The 17,488-nt window shown below is 69.6% G+C and carries 18 protein-coding genes; 8 read left to right on the top strand and 10 right to left on the bottom strand.

Annotation, left to right across the window (positions count from 1 at the left end):
* The first annotated feature begins 1 nt into the window (after position 1).
* The 6 genes from HD593_RS47585 to HD593_RS47610 all read left to right on the top strand — a co-directional run bounded on the left by HD593_RS47585 (position 2) and on the right by HD593_RS47610 (position 5,440).
* On the top strand, positions 2–790 hold the full coding sequence (locus HD593_RS47585; protein WP_246547119.1) for an ABC transporter permease: 789 nt from the start codon (positions 2–4) through the stop codon (positions 788–790).
* 40 nt (positions 791–830) lie between these two features.
* Positions 831–2,063 (top strand): flavin-dependent oxidoreductase, encoded by a 1,233-nt coding sequence (locus HD593_RS47590; RefSeq protein ID WP_246547121.1) that lies wholly within the window; start codon positions 831–833, stop codon positions 2,061–2,063.
* 158 nt (positions 2,064–2,221) lie between these two features.
* Positions 2,222–2,992 (top strand): ABC transporter ATP-binding protein, encoded by a 771-nt coding sequence (locus HD593_RS47595; RefSeq protein ID WP_185109482.1) that lies wholly within the window; start codon positions 2,222–2,224, stop codon positions 2,990–2,992.
* Between the two features lie 204 nt (positions 2,993–3,196).
* Positions 3,197–4,021 carry a DUF4429 domain-containing protein gene (locus HD593_RS47600; protein ID WP_185109483.1) on the top strand — a complete coding sequence of 275 codons (825 nt, stop codon included), beginning with the start codon at positions 3,197–3,199 and terminating at the stop codon, positions 4,019–4,021.
* Positions 4,022–4,154: 133 nt separating this feature from the next.
* A complete protein-coding gene (locus HD593_RS47605) occupies positions 4,155–4,817 on the top strand; it encodes an alpha/beta fold hydrolase (protein WP_185109484.1) in 663 nt (220 codons plus the stop codon).
* Between the two features lie 74 nt (positions 4,818–4,891).
* Positions 4,892–5,440 carry a hypothetical protein gene (locus HD593_RS47610; protein WP_185109485.1) on the top strand — a complete coding sequence of 183 codons (549 nt, stop codon included), beginning with the start codon at positions 4,892–4,894 and terminating at the stop codon, positions 5,438–5,440.
* Here HD593_RS47610 and HD593_RS47615 read toward each other — a convergent pair.
* On the bottom strand, positions 5,400–6,182 hold the full coding sequence (locus tag HD593_RS47615; protein WP_221525337.1) for an AraC family transcriptional regulator: 783 nt from the start codon (positions 6,180–6,182) through the stop codon (positions 5,400–5,402). The genes HD593_RS47610 and HD593_RS47615 overlap by 41 nt on opposite strands.
* 55 nt (positions 6,183–6,237) lie before the next feature.
* Between HD593_RS47615 and HD593_RS47620 the strand changes: the two genes are divergently transcribed.
* Positions 6,238–6,828: a class I SAM-dependent methyltransferase gene (locus HD593_RS47620; protein WP_185109486.1), complete on the top strand. Its 591-nt coding sequence runs from the start codon at positions 6,238–6,240 to the stop codon at positions 6,826–6,828.
* A 292-nt stretch (positions 6,829–7,120) separates the two neighbouring features.
* Here the strand turns inward: HD593_RS47620 and HD593_RS47625 are convergent, their stop codons facing one another.
* A complete protein-coding gene (locus tag HD593_RS47625; RefSeq protein ID WP_185109487.1) occupies positions 7,121–7,759 on the bottom strand; it encodes a class I SAM-dependent methyltransferase in 639 nt (212 codons plus the stop codon).
* A gap of 224 nt (positions 7,760–7,983) precedes the next feature.
* Between HD593_RS47625 and HD593_RS47630 the strand changes: the two genes are divergently transcribed.
* A complete protein-coding gene (locus HD593_RS47630; RefSeq protein ID WP_185109488.1) occupies positions 7,984–8,310 on the top strand; it encodes a hypothetical protein in 327 nt (108 codons plus the stop codon).
* Between the two features lie 239 nt (positions 8,311–8,549).
* On the opposite strand, the gene HD593_RS47635 is transcribed toward HD593_RS47630, so the two are convergent.
* The 8 genes from HD593_RS47635 to HD593_RS47670 all read right to left on the bottom strand — a co-directional run bounded on the left by HD593_RS47635 (position 8,550) and on the right by HD593_RS47670 (position 17,399).
* Positions 8,550–8,876 carry a beta/gamma crystallin domain-containing protein gene (locus HD593_RS47635; protein ID WP_185109489.1) on the bottom strand — a complete coding sequence of 109 codons (327 nt, stop codon included), beginning with the start codon at positions 8,874–8,876 and terminating at the stop codon, positions 8,550–8,552.
* A 19-nt stretch (positions 8,877–8,895) separates the two neighbouring features.
* Positions 8,896–9,225 carry a beta/gamma crystallin domain-containing protein gene (locus tag HD593_RS47640; RefSeq protein ID WP_185109490.1) on the bottom strand — a complete coding sequence of 110 codons (330 nt, stop codon included), beginning with the start codon at positions 9,223–9,225 and terminating at the stop codon, positions 8,896–8,898.
* A 554-nt stretch (positions 9,226–9,779) separates the two neighbouring features.
* Positions 9,780–10,310 (bottom strand): GTP-binding protein, encoded by a 531-nt coding sequence (locus HD593_RS47645; RefSeq protein ID WP_312904254.1) that lies wholly within the window; start codon positions 10,308–10,310, stop codon positions 9,780–9,782.
* A gap of 28 nt (positions 10,311–10,338) precedes the next feature.
* Positions 10,339–10,746: a DUF742 domain-containing protein gene (locus HD593_RS47650; RefSeq protein WP_225272260.1), complete on the bottom strand. Its 408-nt coding sequence runs from the start codon at positions 10,744–10,746 to the stop codon at positions 10,339–10,341.
* A 21-nt stretch (positions 10,747–10,767) separates the two neighbouring features.
* Positions 10,768–11,190: a roadblock/LC7 domain-containing protein gene (locus tag HD593_RS47655; protein ID WP_020546551.1), complete on the bottom strand. Its 423-nt coding sequence runs from the start codon at positions 11,188–11,190 to the stop codon at positions 10,768–10,770.
* Complete coding sequence (locus HD593_RS47660) at positions 11,187–14,513, bottom strand: sensor histidine kinase (protein WP_185109492.1); 3,327 nt, start codon at positions 14,511–14,513, stop codon at positions 11,187–11,189. Before HD593_RS47660 ends, HD593_RS47655 begins: the two co-directional genes overlap by 4 nt.
* Before the next feature lie 176 nt (positions 14,514–14,689).
* Positions 14,690–16,087, bottom strand: coding sequence for an aminobutyraldehyde dehydrogenase (locus HD593_RS47665; RefSeq protein ID WP_185109493.1), 1,398 nt, complete (start codon positions 16,085–16,087; stop codon positions 14,690–14,692).
* A 40-nt stretch (positions 16,088–16,127) separates the two neighbouring features.
* Complete coding sequence (locus tag HD593_RS47670; protein ID WP_185109494.1) at positions 16,128–17,399, bottom strand: glycosyltransferase; 1,272 nt, start codon at positions 17,397–17,399, stop codon at positions 16,128–16,130.
* Between the last annotated feature and the right edge of the window lie 89 nt (positions 17,400–17,488).

The following is a 17,488-nucleotide window of genomic DNA, read 5'->3' on the forward strand; positions in this document are numbered from 1 at the left end:
GATGCGGACCGCCCTGTTCCGGACGCTGGTGCTGGTGGTGCTCGTCCTGCTCTGGGAGGCCGCCACCCGGCTGGCGGCCAATCCGTTCTTCCCTCCGCCGAGCACGATCGTGAGCCGGATGCACGCGATGTGGTTCTCCGGCCCCGTCACCCGAGGGTTCCTCACGGACCTGGCCGTCGGCAACATCCTGCCGAGCCTCGGCAGGATGGCGCTCGGGTTCGCGGGGGGCGCGCTGGCCGGGGTCGTGCTCGGGCTGGCGGTGGGGTTGTCGGCGCGGGTGTACGACTATCTCGACGGGGTGCTGCAGTTCCTGCGCGCCATCCCGCCGCCCGCGCTGGTGACCGTCTTCCTGGTGCTGTTCGGGTTCGGGCTGCGGATGCAGCTCGCGTTCATCATGTTCAGCATCGTGTGGCCGGTGCTGCTCAACACCGCCGACGGGGCCCGCTCCGTGGAGCCGCTGCACCTGGACACCTGCCAGGCGTTCCGGCTGTCGCGCGGCGAGCGGCTCCTCCGCGTGGTGCTGCCCTCCGCGCTGCCCAAGATGTTCGCCGGGCTGCGGCTGGCCCTGTCGCTCTCCCTGATCGTCATGGTCTTCTCCGAGCTGCTGCCCGGCACCACGAACGGCATCGGCTTCCAGATCACCGACGCGTACTCGACCTTCGACCTGCCCGCCATGTGGGCCGGAATCGTGCTGCTCGGCGTGCTGGGTTACCTGCTCAACGAGCTGTTCCTGGTCGTCGAGCGCCGCGTGCTCGGCTGGCACCACGCCGCCCAGCAACTGGTCGACTAGAGTCCCCGCCACGGGGACGTCGTCGCGTCTTGGGGGCGCCATGAGGACGATGGTCGTTGGCGGGGGCATCGGCGGGCTCAGCACGGCGCTGAGCCTGCACGCGGCCGGGCTCGGCTGCGTGGTGGTGGAGGCGGCGCGCACGTTGCGGCCGCTCGGGGTGGGCATCAACATGCAGCCGCACGCCGTACGCGAGCTGACCGAGCTGGGGCTCGGCCCGGTGCTGGCGGACCTGGGCGTGGAGACGAGCTTCATGAGCGTCGCCGACCGGCACGGCAACATCATCATGGCCTTACCCCGCGGCCGGTCGGCCGGCTACCGCTGGCCCCAGTACAGCGTGCACCGGGGCGAGCTGCAGATGGCGCTGCTGGCGGCGGTCGAGGAGCGGATCGGCCCGGTGCGCACCGGGGTCGCGTTCGAGGGCTTCGAGCAGGACGGCGACGGCGTGCTCATCACGCTCCGCCAGGGCGGGCGCGTCCTACGGGAGCGGGTGGACGTGCTGGTCGGGGCCGACGGGGTGCAGTCCTCCGTACGGGCGCGGCTGTGGCCGTACGGCGATCCGCTGCGGTGGGGCGGGATCAGGATGTGGCGCGGGGTGGCGGAGAGCGACCCGGTGCTCGACGGTGCCACGGTGCTGGCCGGCGGCTCGAACTCCGCCGCGAAATTCGTGACTTATCACATCTCGGCGCGCAATCCGCGGCTGCTCAATTGGGTGGCCGAGGTAAAGGTGGCCGAGCCGGGGATCGTTCCGGACGCCGATTGGTCCCGCGAGGGCAGCCACGCCGACGTGTCCAGACATTTCGCATCATGGAAGTATCCGCTGGTTGACATCCCGGCATTACTCGCCGCCACGAAGCGGATACTCGAATACCCGATGGTCGACCGCGACCCCCTCCCCCGCTGGGGCGAGGGCCGGGTGACCCTGCTCGGCGACGCCGCCCACCCCATGTACCCCGTCGGCTCGAACGGCGGCTCCCAGGCCGTGCTCGACGCCCGGTTCCTGGCCCGCTGCCTGGCCACGTACGACGACCCGGCCGCGGCCCTGGCGGCGTACGAGGCGGAGCGGCGCCCGCCCACGTCGGCGCTGGTGCTCGCGCACCGGTCGCTGCCCATCGAGCGAACGATCACGCTGGTCACCGAGCGCGCGCCGGACGGTTTCACCCACATCGGCGAGGTGCTCACCGCCGGCGAGCTGGCCGCCATGGAGGCCGCCCAGCGCGGCCTCTCCGACGCCGACGTGCGGGCGCTGAACGAAAGGGAGTCGTGGAGTGTCTGAGCCTGTGACCCCCATGGCAGCCAGGAACGTGCGAGAGTAAGATCGCGCCAGATTAGGTTTACCTGACTGACATGTCCAGCATTTACCGCTCCGCTAGAGTCAATTCAGACTCCGAAAGAGTTGCCGTGCTGACCGCGGTCTCGCCCCCTAGGAATTCCATGCTCGAGATAGACAACCTTTCCCACGTGTACGGCGGCGGTACTCCCAACGCACACCACGCCATCGAAGGACTCAACCTGAGCGTCGCAGCCGGCGAGCTGCTCTGCATCGTGGGGCCGTCGGGCTGCGGGAAGTCCACGCTGCTCCGCTCCATCGCCGGCCTGATCCAGCCGACGGGCGGGCAGGTCAGGGTGGAGGGCAACCTCGTCCGCCAGACGCCGGACAACCTCGCCGTGGTCTTCCAGGACTACAGCCGCTCCCTGTTCCCCTGGATGTCGGTCGCCGACAACGTGGCCCTGCCGCTGCGCCGCAGGAACATGGACAAGAAGCAGCGCCGCGAGGCCGCCGCCGAGGCGCTGGAGTCCGTGGGCCTGGCCAACGCGGGCCGCAAGTACCCGTTCCAGCTCTCCGGCGGCATGCAGCAGCGCGTCGCGATCGCGCGGGCGCTGGCGTACCGGCCGACGCTGATGCTCATGGACGAGCCGTTCGGGTCGGTGGACGCGCAGACCAGGGAGGACCTGGAGGACCTGGTGCTCAAGGTCCGCGGCCACCACCAGATGACGATCGTGCTCATCACCCACGACATCGACGAGAGCGTCTACGTCGGTGACCGCGTGGTCGTGCTGTCCAAGGCGCCCGCGCACGTGGTGGGCGACCTGAAGGTGGACCTGCCCGGGCCGCGCGACCAGATCTCGACGCGCGAGCACCCCGACTTCGTGCACCTGCGCGCCGAGGTGGGGCGGCTCGTCCGCGGCCACGCCACCGTCTGACCTCCCCGGGCCAGGGGCCTCCCTCCAGCATCGGCGGCCCCTGCCCGCTCGCGGACCGCCGTGCTCGCGGACCGCCGTGCTCGCGGACCGCCGTGCTCGCGGACCGCCGTGCTCGCGGACCGCCGTGCTCGCGGACCGCTGTGCTCGCGGACCGCTGTGCTGAAAGGCACGAGCGAGCGCGTTCCCGGCTCGTACGCTGAAGGCATGGCGGATGTCTTAGCGGGCCGAGGCTGCACCTGGGCGTTCGGCGCGGAATCGCTCACCATCACCCCCGAACCCGGCAAGGCGCCCAAACTTCTCGCCGCACTCGGTGAACGCGTCGTTCCCTACGCGGCCATCGCCGACGTCACGCTCACACCGGGCCGGCACCGCACGGTGGTGCTGCGCGTGCTGCCCAGGCAGGGCGCCGACCCCGTCCTGACCGCCGCGGCCGGCCAGCTCAAACCGCCCGCCGACCCCTTCCGGCTGGTGCTGCCCACCGCCAGGGAGACACTGGCCGACTACTACGCGGACGAACTGCGCGCGGCCCTTACCGACCGCGGGCCCACCGAACATTTCCTCATCGCCGCTCCGCCGGTGCCGCGCGCCTTCAAGGGCTGGGACGGCGCCGCCTCCTTCGACGGCACCGACGTCACCTTCACCTGGTTCTGGTCCGGGGCGTCCGCCGCCAAGTACTCGGCGGGCGACCAGCGTTACCCGGTCGCGGACCTGGAGGGGGTCGAGTGGCACGCGCCCGAGGGGGCCAGCGGCTCGCTGCGGCTGAAGCCGCGCGGCCGGCGCATGTCCCCCGACCCGAACAAGGACCCGGCGTCGGTCGTCTTCAGCCTCGGCTGGGGCGCCACCCACCAGTCGCTGCCCTTCGCCGCCGCCGTCCTGGCCGCCATCCCGGCTCCCCGGCGGAGCCTGCCCGTGGCCCGCGGGATCCAGGTGGCCGAACTGATCGCCAAGCTAGGGGAGCTGCGGGACGCCGGGGTGTTGTCAGAGGAGGAGTTCCAGGCCAAGAAGGCTGAGCTGCTGTCGCGGCTGTGACGTCCCGCCTCAGGTACGCGGCGCCCGCCGGCCCGTGCCGTACGGGCGGCACGGACAGCGCGGAGGGCCCGAGCGGCCCGAGCGGCGTGGACGGCGCCGATGAGTTTTCGTGCCGCCGCCGGTCATTACCGTCATGACAACCTTCGCGCTCATTCACGGCGGCGGCGGAAGCGCGTTCGACTGGCACCTGGTCGAAGCGGCGCTCCGCGATCGCGGGCACGACACGGTGGCGGTGGACCTGCCGACGTCCGACCCCCAGGCAGGGCTCTGGGACTACGCCGACGCCGTCGTCCAGGCGGCCGGCACGCCCGGGCCCCTCGTGGTGGTGGCCCACTCGTGGGGCGGCTTCGTCGGCCCTCTCGTCGCCGAGCGTGCCAAGGCCGCCGCGCTCGTCCTGGTCACCGCCATGATCCCGAGCCCGGCCGAGACCCCGGCGGACTGGTGGGCCCGCACCGGCCACGCCACGTCCGGCATCGACGACGAGTACGAGCTCTACCTGCACGACGTCCCCCGGGAACTGGGCGAGCGGGTGCTGGCCCACGACCGCGCGCTGGCCGAGAAGATGGACATGGACCGCGCCTACTACGAGCCGTGGCCGCTGACCGCCTGGCCGGAGGTCCCGACGAGGTACCTGCTCTGCCGCGACGACCGGTTCTTCACTCCCGAGTTCGTGCGCCGCCATGTGAAGGAGCGGCTGGGCATCGTCCCGGACGAGATGCCGGGCAGCCACATGGTGATGTTGTCGCGGCCGGGCGAGCTGGCGGACTATCTCGTAGCGGTTCTCCCCGCGGGCTGAACGGGGACCCACCGCCTGTCTGCTGGCACAATGACTGCCTCTGATCACCTTCGAGTCACGTGCGGGCAGGGGTCATGTCACGGTGGCGTTATCTCCGATGGTGGCTGGCAGCGTTCATGGCGGCGCTGCTGAGCTTCCTGTCCTTATGGCTGCCCGCGCTGTTCGTGAGCGACGGATCGGTGGGGTGCGTGGGCTACGGCCCTCTTCCCTCGGGGCTGGCCGCGCTGTGGTCCCAGGTGGAGGAGATCTGGTGGGAGTTCCGCCTCCAGGTGCAGACCCCGCTGCGCTGGTATCTGCTGAACGCCCTGCCGATGGTGAGCGTTCTGCTCTCGGGTGTGGTCGCGAGCCTGCCGGGGCGACGGCTCGGGACGTTCACGGGGGTGATCGCGGCCGTGCTCGTGGCGGCGGTCACGCTGCACTGGACGTTCATGGCGTTCTCGTATTTCCTCATGGCCGACTGCACGGGATGGGAGGCCAGGCTGCTCCCGTCGATGGCGTGGCTTCTCCTCATGGTCCTCGGCTACGGCTGCGCGGCCGTGCTGCTGATCGCCGGTGTCCGCGTTCGCCGGGCAACGATGCGGGTCACGGAGCCCCTCGACCGGCCGGCGGCCGGCCGGTCCTGAAGTACGCGCCGGGCGTGACACCGGTCTCGCGCCGGAAGGCCGCGACGAACGCGCTGACCGTCTCGTACCCGACGGCCCGCGACACCCGGCTCAGCGGCTCCCCCGCGGCGAGAGCGGGCAAGGCCGCGTTGAGGCGGACGAGCGTACGCCACCGCCCGAACGGCATGCCGGAACCGGACAGGAACAGCCGCGCGAGCGTACGCCCCGAGGCACCGACCCGGCGGCCCCAGTCGTCGAGCGAGAGCGCGGTGGCAGGCTCCTCGATGATCGCCCGTGCGACCTCCAGGGCGCGCGGGTCGGCCGGCAGCGGAGCGTCGAGGGTGGTCATCGGCACCGGCTCCAGCAGGTCGAGCAGCAGCGTCTCGCCGTGCGCCCGGCGGCCGGCGTCGAGTTCGGAGTCGTCCAGGAAGAGGATCAGCTCCGCGATCAGCCGCGTGACCTCGACCGGCTGAGGCTCGGCCCACCGCTCGGCTGCGTTGCCCGGCGGCGGCTCGGACAGGTACAGGGATGTCATCGTGCTGTGGCTCGCCGCGATCACCTCGTGCGGCACCCCGGCCGGGATCCAGAGCGCCCGCGTGGTCGGCAGCACCCAGGTCCTGGCGTCCGCGGCGACCGTGAGCGTGCCGCTGGACGCCCAGGCCAGCTGGTGCACCTGGTGGGTGTGCCGGGCGAAGCGCGTCCGCGCCGGCATCGGGAACCTCCCGATGAGCACGAGCGCGACGCCGTGTCCGTTTGGCGACATGACGTGGAAGCCTACGTCCTTTCAGACGCCCTCGCCGTTCCCTACCGTGACACTCATGAACCACAACCACGCACAACTCTGCGCGAGCCCGGAGTGGGCCGCCCACCTCCAGGACAACGTGCTGCCGAAGGCCATCGCCCAGGCCCGGCTCGGCAAGGAGCTGCTGGAGGTCGGGCCCGGGCCGGGCGCGGCGACCGAATGGCTGCGCACCAGAGTCGAACGCCTGGTGGCCGTGGAGATCGACGCCAAGGCGGCCTCGCTGCTGGCAGAGCGCTACGCCGGCACCAACGTCGAGATCCGCCAGGGCAGCGGGGCCTCGCTGGAGTTCCCCGGCGACTCGTTCGACTCCGCGGCGGCCTTCACGATGCTGCACCACGTGCCGACCGTGGCGCTCCAGAACCGCCTGCTGTCGGAGGTCCTGCGCGTCCTGCGCCCGGGCGGCGTGCTCGTCGGAGCCGACAGCCTCCCCAGCCACGCCCTGCACCAGTTCCACGAGGGCGACACCTACAACCCGGTGGAGCCCGCCTCCTTCCTCGTACGCCTTCAGACGCTCGGGTACGTCGACATCACGCTCGGCGTGAGCGACGGCCTGACGTTCTCGGCCCACAAGCCCGCGTCCACCGGCGACGCGTTCCCCACCGAGTGACGCAAGCGCTTCAAGGCCGTAGAGTCCGTCGCTGATGAGCGGGCCCGTCCTGATCGAGGTCACCGAGCATCGCCTCTTCCATCGCGACGAGCTCGGCATGGCCGACCGCCGGCGGCACTCCCTCCAGCGCACGTACCCGCTCGACGAAACGCCGCTCCAGCGGCACGTGATACCGCTCGACGTAGTAGGCCAGGTCGGAATGCCAAGTCCATTCGCCCCTCGCTCATGATCGGCAGCGTACCGGGCTCCTGCCCGCCCGGCCCGTTCGCACGAAGCATGACAACCCGCAGGCTCAGTGGCGGGATCGCGTGGCCAGGACGCAGACGACGGGCGGATCGAGGTCGAGGGTCTCGGTCCTCTCGTGGATCAAGCCCGCGCCTTCGAGGAGATCCTGGATCTCGCGGGCCGCCTTGGCCGAGGTCTCGGCCGTGGCTCCGGGGCAGCGCGGCTGGGAGACGACGGCGAGGCGGCCGCCGGGAACGAGCCGTCCGCCCAGCTCTCTCACCCGCTCGGCGGGAGCGGGCCAGTGGCCGAGGGAGTTGACGGCGAAGATCACATCGAAGGGACCGTTCAGGGCGGATGGCAGATCGTCCACAGGGGCGCAGGTCAGCGTGACCCGGCCGCCCTTGATGGCGGCGGCGTTGCGGCGGCTCGCCTGCCGGAGCATCACCTCGGAGTGATCGACGCCGTAGACGTGTCCCCCCTCACCGATCCGGCGGCTCAGCTCGGCGATCGCGACCCCCGGCCCGAAGCCGACCTCAAGGATCCGGTCGGCGGGCCGCACGCCGAGCAGCGAGGCGACCCAGAGATTGCGGCGCCGGTTGGAGGAGCGGTGCGCCATCACCCAGCCGACGACCCGCCCCACCGCACCCCGAGGACGGTGGAACTGCCCGACGAGGGTCCTGATGATCCGCTGTTTCACTGCTGCCATGGCAGGCTCGCTGATCGCGTTTCCATGGCCCGCAGTCAACACCTTCAAGTCGGCTTGAAGGCAAGAAGACCGCGCGGGTCGGCTTGAAGGTGAGACCGAGCGAGCCGGCTTGAAGGCAAGAAGACCGAACCGGCCGGCGCACCCCGCCCGTCACCGGCTGGGCGGAGGAGCACTTTCCCGGCCTCGCGTTCATGACGGTCTCTCCCGCGGGGAGCATCATCTACATGACGAACGACGATCCCGCCCTCATGTCCGCGCTCACCACGGAGCATTTCGTCCTGCAGACCGCCATCAGCACCGCCACCAGCGAGGAGTCGGCCCGCGCCACCCTGTACGTGATGGCGCTGTCCAGCTCGCTGGTGGCACTCGGCTTCGCCGCGCCGCCCTCACCGGCGTTCGCTCCCCTGGCTGCGACCCTCCTGCCCGCCCTGGCCATCCTCGGCCTGCTCACCGCCGCCGTCCACCTCGTCCTCTTCTACCTCTACCAGCGCCGCCGCTACCGCACCCGCCCGCAACTCCCCGAGCTCTCCCCCGGGTCCCCAGCAGCCTGAGAGGCTGCGGGTGAGCCACCGGCCTGGTCATTTTCTGGGCGGCTCGCGCTCTGGCGGTCCGGTGGCTGATTCGATGCCGTCCTCAAGGGAGCCGCGGCAATGGCGAGTGCTCCCTGTCGGCCGGCTGAACCGTTGCACCGCATAACCGAGACCGAAGATCGCCGTCGCGAAGAACGACACGATCACAACGACGCGGGCCCCGGTCTCGGGCTCCTACATGCACGGCAGACCGCGTAAGGCTAGAGAATGGTGATCCGCTTGATGATGACTCGAGGACTGAAGTCCTGCTCTTGCCATTTCTCCATCGTTCCGCCTCCCGACGCACCACTCGTGGTGTACCACGAGATCATGATTCGGTTATTGCCTGCCTTTACGTGATGGACGTTGGCGATATAAACCGTCTGCCAGCCGGCGTTGGCGAAGCAGTGCCGCTTTTCATTGTGGATCTCGGTGTACCCCGCGCCGTCACTACAGCGTACGTTGTCGATGGCCAGCGCCGGGGTGGCGGTGACGCCGATGATCGAAGCGGCCAGCGCCGCGGAGGAAAGTACGGCCAGTGTGCGCATGCGAAGTCCTCCCAACGATTCAGTGGATCTCGATGCCGGTGATGGTCAGACGGAACTCCCGCCAGTCCACGACTGCCCACTTGTTCATCTGGGCAGACGAGGTGGTGTTCGAGTTCACGCGGTAGTAGATGGTGACGTTGTTGTTGCCCGCAGCGATCATATTGACGTTCGTGATGTAGACATTCGTACGCCCCGCGTTGGCGAAGCAGTGGCGCGTCTCGTTGTAGATTTCCAAGTAGCCTGCACCGTCACGACAGGTCACTTTGTCAATCGCGTAGGCCGGCGGCGCCGCCAGGCCGACCATCGCTGCGGCCGCGACAGCAGAGAGAATTGCAGGCAGCTTGCGCATATGAATCTCCTTTCGCTTACCGGGTCCTCCGTCGCCTGCCATCCAGCCCAGTCCGCAAAAAGCGCCAATGCCGCCAAGATTCGCCGCATTTCTGCCACTGTTGCAGGAACGGGTGCTACGTACACAGCCCAACTCGGGGAGTGCGATGGAGTTCGAGACCCGGGAGATCCGGCCCCCCTCAGGGGTGACGCAGGCCGCCTCGGAGCGAGAGGAATACTTCCGGCGCATGGATCGGAGCAGCATGAAGTCCGCAGCCTTGCCATCTCAAACGTGCCCATGGGTGGTGGAGGCGAGATGGCCTGGATCGCCACGCTGCTTCATGGAAGGGCGCGCAGGCCCGGGCGGGTCCCACCGGTAATGGGCAAGGGACGGGCCTTCCCGGGCGCCGGAAGGCGCGGGGTGCGCCGGAAGGCGCCAGAAGAAAGGGCGTCCGAGCGGAGCGAGGCCCTATCGGGGCGGGCTCCAACGGCCCACTCGGCGGATGGGCAAGGGGTGGGTGCCGCGCTGCCCACCTACTCCGAAAAGTACAGCGGCGGCACCCGTACGAGAGCCCCTTAGACCGGGGTGTGCATGTGGCGGGTCAGGGCGTGCTCCACCAGGGTGATCAGGGTGGATTTGACTGACTCTCGTTGCCTGGCGTCCAGGCGGACGATCGGGATGTGGTCGCCGATCGACAGGGCTTCCCTGATCTCGTTCTCCGCGTGTGCGAAGTTGCCGTCCCAGCCGTTGATGCCGATGACGAACGGGAGTTTCGCCTCTTCGAAGTAGTCGATGGCCGGGAAGCTGTCGGCCAGGCGGCGGGTGTCGACGAGGACGACCGCGCCGATGGCGCCGCGTACCAGGTCGTCCCACATGAACCAGAAGCGGTGCTGTCCGGGGGTGCCGAACAGGTAGAGGATCAGGTCACGGTCGAGCGAGACCCGGCCGAAGTCCATCGCCACGGTCGTGGTCGTTTTGTTCGGCGTGAGCGAGACGTCGTCGACGTGCGCGGAGGCGTCCGTCATGACCGCTTCCGTGGTGAGCGGCAGGATCTCCGAGACCGCTCCCACGAACGTCGTCTTGCCCACGCCGAAGCCCCCTGCCACGACGATCTTCGTCGAGGTTAGGCCGGGGCTAGAGCCTGCGAAGTCCACTGAGAACCCTTTCGAGCAAGTTGAGGTCCGGCTTTCCCGCGTCCAGCGCAGGCTGGTGCACGCGGATCAGGCCCTCCGACGCCATGTCGGCGATGAGCACCCGGACCACACCCAGAGGCTGGCGTAAAAGGGCGGAGATCTCGGCGACCGACCGGACGTTCCGGGTCAGGTTAATGATCGCCTGATACTCCGGACTTAGTAGGGAAATGTCTTGGTATTCCGACGTCACAGAGGACACGAGTGCCTCCATGGCGAACTTCATCCGCGGCGCGGTGCGCCCCCCGGTCACGGCATAGGGCCGTACCAGGGAGCTCGGCTTCTGCGGACGGGGAGCCGCCGGATGCGGCGGAGTGCTATCACCAGCCCAACCCTGCTGACCTGACACCATTCTTCTCCTGTCACCGCCCCGCTATCGGGGGCGGGCCGCTTGCAGCTCAGCGCGTACGGCCGGAGTCAGTACCTGACCCGCCCGCTCGACCAGCAAGGTCATCTGGTACGCGACCAGACCCATGTCACAGTCGGGAGCAGCCAGGACCGCCAAGCAGGATCCATCACTGATCGACATGATCATCAAGAGCCCACGCTGCATTTCGATAACGGTCTGCGTCACCATACCGCCCTCGAAGACCCGCGCAGCGCCCTGGGTCAAGCTGATCACGCCGGAGGCGACCGCGGCCAGCTGATCGGCCCGATCCTTGGGGAAGCCCTCAGAGTAGGCCAGCGGCAACCCGTCGGACGACACCACGACCGTGTGGGCGACACCCGGCACGTTGTTCACGAAGTCCGTGATCAACCAGCTTATGCCGCGCGCTCCCTGGCTCATTTCTCTCATTTGTCCTCCTGCTGATTCTCTTCTCCGCGGGTGAACGCCCGGCCCTGCCGGACACCCTGCTGGAAGCTGGAGAGCCGGCTGCGCAACCGTTCGGGTGAGATCTGCGGCGCCGGTGAGGTGGCCTGCGGCTCCGCGAGGCTGGCCGTGCCTGGCACCAGGTTCGCCTTGGGGACGCGGCGGGGCAGGCCCGACGGCGTCGTGCCGGCCTGCTGCGGCTGGGCGGCCGCCTGCGCGGCCTGGAAGCCGGAGTCGGCGGGCGACGACCAGGAGGGGGCGCTGACGCCCGACTGCCCGGGCTTGCGCTGCGGGAGCCCCGACTTGCCCGTGCTGCTCCCGGTGCTCACCCCGCCGGAGGCCGGGGCGGGCGGCTGCGGCTCGGCGGGCACGGCCGGGTGCACGGCGGTGATCTCGTGCTCGGGCTCGGAGCGCGGCTGCAGGACCTCGGGCTCCGGCCGGCGGAACCAGTCGGACCCGACCGACGAGAAGATCGGCAGGAACTCCTCGCCCTGCTCCTCCAGCGGCGAGTTGCGCACCACGGGGAGCGGCCCGGTCATGTCCTGCGAGGAGTACTCGCCGGGACCGAACGGGTTGTAGCCGGAGTGACCGTTCTGCTCGAACTGGTCGGCGGGCTTGGGCTCCTCGGCGAACGGGGACTGGTAGGTGTCGCCGAACTGCGGCCGCGGCCGGTCCTGGGATTCGAACAGGGACCTGCGGGGCAGCGGGTCGGAGAACGACGACCAGCGCGGCTCCTCCTGCTGCGGCTGCGGCGGCGGGGGCTCGGTCGCGAAGGACGGCCAGCGCGGCTCGTCGCCCGGCTGCATGGGTGGCGGCTGCTCGGCGAACGACGGCCACCTGTTGTCGGCGAACGGCGACGGCTCGGCGGCGGGAGCGGCCGGGGCGGAAGGAGCGGGCGGCTCCTCCGTGAACGACGGCCAGCGCGGCTCGCCGAAGGCGGCGGGCTGCTGCGGCGCGGCGGCGGGCGGCTCCTCGGCGAACGACGGCCAGCGCGGCTCGTCGGCCTGCGGCCGCTGCTCACCGAAGGCGTCGCCGAAGGCGGGCGACTGCTGGTCGCCGAAGCCGGGCGAGGGCTGGTCGCCGAACACCGACGGCTGGTCACCGAAGGACGCCTGCTGCGGCTCGGGCGTGGCGGGCTGCTCGCCGAACGAGGGCCAGTTGCCCGTCCCCGGCGCCGGCAGCGAGCCGGGCCACTGGGTGTCCACGACCTGGCCGGGCATGTCGTCGAAGGAGGGGTGCGAGCCGTTGCGCGACGGCGGCTGCTGCTGGAACATGCTCGGGTCGAACGAGGTGAACGCCTCGTACTGCCCGCCCTGCTGCGGCAGGCCCTGCCCGTTGCTGATGAGCATGTCGGGCATGAACACCAGCGCGCTGAGCCCGCCGGTCTCGCGCATGCTGAGCTGGACGCGGACGCCGTGGCGCAGGGCCAGGCGGCCGACCACGAACAGGCCCATGCGCCGCGAGACGGACACGTCCACGACGGGCGGGTTGGCCAGCCGCCAGTTGGCCTCGGCGAGCTCCTCCTGGCTCATGCCGATGCCCAGGTCGTTGATCGTCACCAGGACGCCGCCCTCGGCGGGCGTGCTGGTCACGGTGACCTTGCTCTCGCGCGGGGAGAAGGAGATCGCGTTCTCGATCAGCTCGGCGAGCAGGTGGACGGCGTCGGTGACGGCGGGGCCGACGATGAGGGTGCCGGACGGGATCTGGATCTGGACCCGTTCGTAGTTCTCGACCTCGGACAGCGACGCGCGGGCGATGTCGACCAGCGGCACCGGCTCGCTCCACTTGCGCGCGGCCTCCTGGCCGGCGAGGACCAGGAGGTTCTCGCTGTTGCGGCGCATGCGGGTGGCCAGGTGGTCGAGGCGGAAGAGGTTCGCGAGCCGCTGCTCGTCCTCCTCACCCTGCTCCAGGCCTTCGATGAGCTGGAGCTGCCGTTCGACCAGCGTCTGGCTGCGGCGGGAGAGGTTGACGAACATCGAGTTGACGTTGGCCCGCAGCTTGGCCTCGTCGCCGGCCAGCCGGATCGCCTCGCGGTGGACCTCGTCGAAGGCCCGCGCCACTTCACCGATCTCGTCACGGGTGTTGATGCCGATCGACGGCACCTCGGGCACCTGGGCGCCCTCGCCGGACTCGCGCAGCACGCGGACGGTGTCGGGCAGCCGGGTCGTGGCGACCTGGAGCGCCTCGGCCCGCAGCCGGCGCAGCGGCCGGACGAGCGAACCGGCCACGCGGGTGGTGATGATCAGGACCAGGAGCAGCAGGACGAGGATCAGCGCGCCGGAGATGATGGCGTCGCGCTGCTCGGTGTTGCTCAGGTCGGTGGTGGTCGTCACGATCTTCGCGGCCAGGTTGCCCTCGACCTTGCGCATCGCGTTGACCGTCACCGTCGTGCTCTCGAACCAGTTGTTCAGGTCACGGGTGAGGGTCGGCGTGGTGACGTCGAGGTCGTCGATCCTGTTGTTCTGGCGCACCTGGGCCAGAGCGCGCTGGCGCATCGCGTCGGCGAGGTCGACCTGGAGACCGCGGACGCCCTTCTGGTAGGCCTCCAGGTCCTTCTTGTCGGCCTCGGCCTCGAAGGAGGCCAGCTCGGACTGCTGCTTGTCCCAGGAGCCCAGGAAGTCGGCCCAGTCGGCGCTGTCGACTCTCCGGTTGGGCTGGAGGAGCGTCACGATGAGGATGATCTGCTGCCGCGAAACCTCCTCCTTCATGCGCTGGAGCGAGCCGAGCGCGGCCACGTCACCCTGCAGGGCGTCGTCGCTGACGCCGTCGCCCAGGTCGGCCTGGATGCCCGCGAAGATCTCGATCATCGTGGTGTACGTGCTGATCGAGGCTCGCGCCGGCACGTCGTCGACCATGGAGTCGCGCAGGCTGTTGAGGCCGTCCAGCCACCGGCGGGTGTTCGCGACGCCGTCCTGCACACGTACGGAGTGCGCGGCGTCGATGGCGTTGGCCGCGGTGAGCACGTCCTGCTTGGTCTTGTCGGTGGCCTGGCGCTGGGTCTTGAGCTGGACGAAGCGCCCGCCCCTGCGGCGGTCGGCGACGTACCACGCGGTGAGCGTGCGCTCCTTGGCGAGCTCGTGGTTGAGCGCGCCGATGCGCTGGACCAGCTCGGCCACCTGGGTGAGCCGGCGGTATTCGGCACTGGTGCCGATGGCGTCGGCCAGCTGGATGCCGGCGAGCAGCACACCCACGACCGTGGGGATGAGGATCAGGGCGACCAGCCGGGAGCGCACACGCCAGTTCGCCAGCCGGAACCGTCCGCCTGTGTACTCCCCTGACCTCGTGTGCCTGGGGTCTTTCGTCCTCACTGAGTCTCGCAACCTCTCGCCGGTACGTGCTCGAAGAAAATCAGACACGCGTGGGGCGCATGGGATTCTGTCCGGCTGGGTAATTGGAACACAACCCGTACCAGATCGGCCAACCGAACATATCCCATCACACGCACCCAAAGATGGACTTTGGGTGCATTTCGCCGTACGTGTTTTCAGGCCGGCCGGAAAGAATCCCGCTGTGCCGGTGCCGCGTGCTTGATCATCAGGTGCCGCGTCACTGAGTACTCCTGCACCGCTTCCTGGCTCATGTCCTTGCCGAACCCGCTGCCCTTCACCCCGCCGTGCGGCGCCTCGCTGGCGATGGGCAGGTGATCGTTGACCCAGGTCACACCCACGTCGAGCCGATGCGAGACGCGCATGGCCCGCCCCACGTCGCGCGACCACACCGACGAGGCCAGACCATATCTAGTGTCGTTGGCCAGCCGCACCGCTTCGTCCTCGCCGTCGAATGGGAGCGCTACCAGGACCGGTCCAAACAGCTCTCCCTGCACGATCTCGCTGGTCTGTGCGACATCGGTCACAAGCGTGGGCGGGTAGAAAAAGCCGGGGCCCCCAATTGGCGAGCCTCCGTGCAGCACCCGCCCACCGGCCCGGGAGACGAACCCGTGCACCCGGTCCCGGTGGGCCGCGGAGATCAGCGGGCCGATGTCCGTGGCCGGATCCCAGGGGTCGCCGACCGAGATTTCGGCAAGAGTTGCCCGAAGCGCCTCGACGGCGTCGCCGTAGATCTCCCGGGCGACGTAGACGCGGGTGGCCGCAGTGCAGTCCTGCCCGGTGTTGTACGTCGCCCCCATCGCCACGCCGTGGGCCATCTCCGCCAGGTCCGCGTCCTCGAACACCAGCGCCGGCGCCTTCCCGCCGAGTTCCAGGTGGACCCGCTTGAGCGTGGCCGCCGCGCCGCTCATCACGGCGCGGCCGGTCTCGGTGGAGCCGGTGACGCTGACCATGTCCACGCCGGGGTCGGTGACCAGTGCCTGGCCCACCTCTGCGTCGCCGGTGATCGCCTGCACGAGGCCGGCGGGCGCGCCCGCCTCGGCGAACAGCTCGGCCAGCCGCAGCGTCGTGCGCGGCGTCCGGGGCGCGGGCTTGATCACCACGGCGTTGCCCGCGGCCACCGCCGGGCCGACCTTCCAGACGGCCATGACGAACGGGAAGTTCCACGGCGCGATCGACCCCACCACCCCGACGGGACGGCGCTGCATGACCGAGGTGTAGCCGGGGCTGAACACCCCGGCGCCGGTGCCGTCCAGCGAGCGGGCGGCCCCGGCGAAGAAGCGCAGGTTGTCCACGGCGAACGGCAGCTCGCCGTCCCTGAACACCGCGGCCGGCTTGCCGGTCTCCTCCACTTCGAGCCTGGTCAGCTCCTCGGCGTCGGCCTCCACCAGGTCGGCCACGCGCAGCAGCAGCCGCTGGCGCTCGGCGGGCGTGGCCTGCGACCACTCCTCGAACGCCGCGCGGGCGGCCCGTACGGTCTTCGCCACGCCCTCCACCGGCGTATCCGGAATTTCGGCACAAGTGAGGCCAGTGGCGGGGTTGATCAGTTCACGCATCAGGAAGACTTCAACTTTCAGGGGGTCGTGCTGCAGAGTGCTACTGGCCGAGCTGCTCGATCAGGTCGGCGGCCTTGCGCAGGCCGTCACGGCGCCGGATCTCCTCGCCCGCGGCGGCGAGTCGCGCGCGCAGCTCGGTGTCGCCGAGCAGCTTCGCGACCGCCCCCTTGAGTTCCTCGTCGGTGAAGGTGTAGGTGGAGAGCCTGACACCATAGCCGAGTTCATCGACCCTCTGGGCGTTGTCGTACTGGTCCCAGAAGAGCGGCAGCAGGATCATCGGCTTGCCGAAGTGCAGCGCCTCGGTGGTCGTGTTGTTGCCGCCATGGGTGATGACCAAGTCACACAGTGGGATGATCTTAGTCTGCGGAACGAACTCCGCGCCCCACATGTTGTCGGCGAGCTTGATCTCCTCGTGCAGCGGGCCCTTGGAGACGATGTACTGGTGCGGGGTCGTGGCCAGCACGTCGATCACCCGCTGCATCAGCTCCACGTCGGAGGAGCCCAGCGAGCCGAGCGAGAAGTAGACCAGCCCGCCGTCGCCCCGCTCGAAGGGCAGCGTGAAGTCCTCCTCCGTCTCGCGCACCGAGGAGTCGAGGCGGTGCCACGTCGGGCCCAGCGGGCGCTCGGCGGTGTAGTCCAGGATCTCCGGGTAGACGTAGAGGTTCAGGTCGCCCTCGTGGATGAAGTCGAGGTCGGGCAGCGGCTCGGTGCCCTGCTCGACGCACCACTCGTTGTAGGCGGCCCACAGCTCGCGGTGGGTGCGCTCGTACTCGGCGCGGAAGGCGTCCCACTCGGAACGGTCGCCGGCGGGCAGGCCGGAGAAGACCGGCGGGACGTTCTCGCCGCGCATCTCCAGCGGCTGGCAGGAGACGATGCGGACGAACTTCTTGCCCGTGGTGAGCAGCGCCGGGAACGTGATCACGTTGTCCTCGACGATCACGTCCGGGTTCACGCGCTCGATGATGGCCCGGAGCTGCGGCTCGCAGTACTTCGCGCCGTCGATCAGGCTCTCCCAGATGGGCTTGGTGACGGTCTCCTGCTGCTCCAGCGTGGACTTGCGGTACTCCGGCGCGGTCTCGCGGATGAAGTCCTTCCAGAACTGGCCGGCGTCCTGCTCCTGCTCCTCCTCCGCGGGCGGGGCCAGGTCGACCAGGTCCTCCTCGAAGCCGAGCGCTTCGAGCTTGCCCTTCCACGACGCCTCGGCGGCGAAGACGACGCGGTGGCCGCGGCGGCGCAGGATGTCGCCGATACCGATCGAGTTGTTGGTGGGACCGTAGGCGCTTTCCGGCATGAACAGGAACGTGAGAGACATGGCGACTCCGGGGGAACTCGTCAATTTGAAGATGAATTCAAAACGGGATCTAGCGTGAAGGTCAACTTAAGTGCACTATGGTCACGGCT

Source organism: Nonomuraea rubra (assembly GCF_014207985.1).
In the GTDB taxonomy this organism is placed as follows: domain Bacteria; phylum Actinomycetota; class Actinomycetes; order Streptosporangiales; family Streptosporangiaceae; genus Nonomuraea; species Nonomuraea rubra.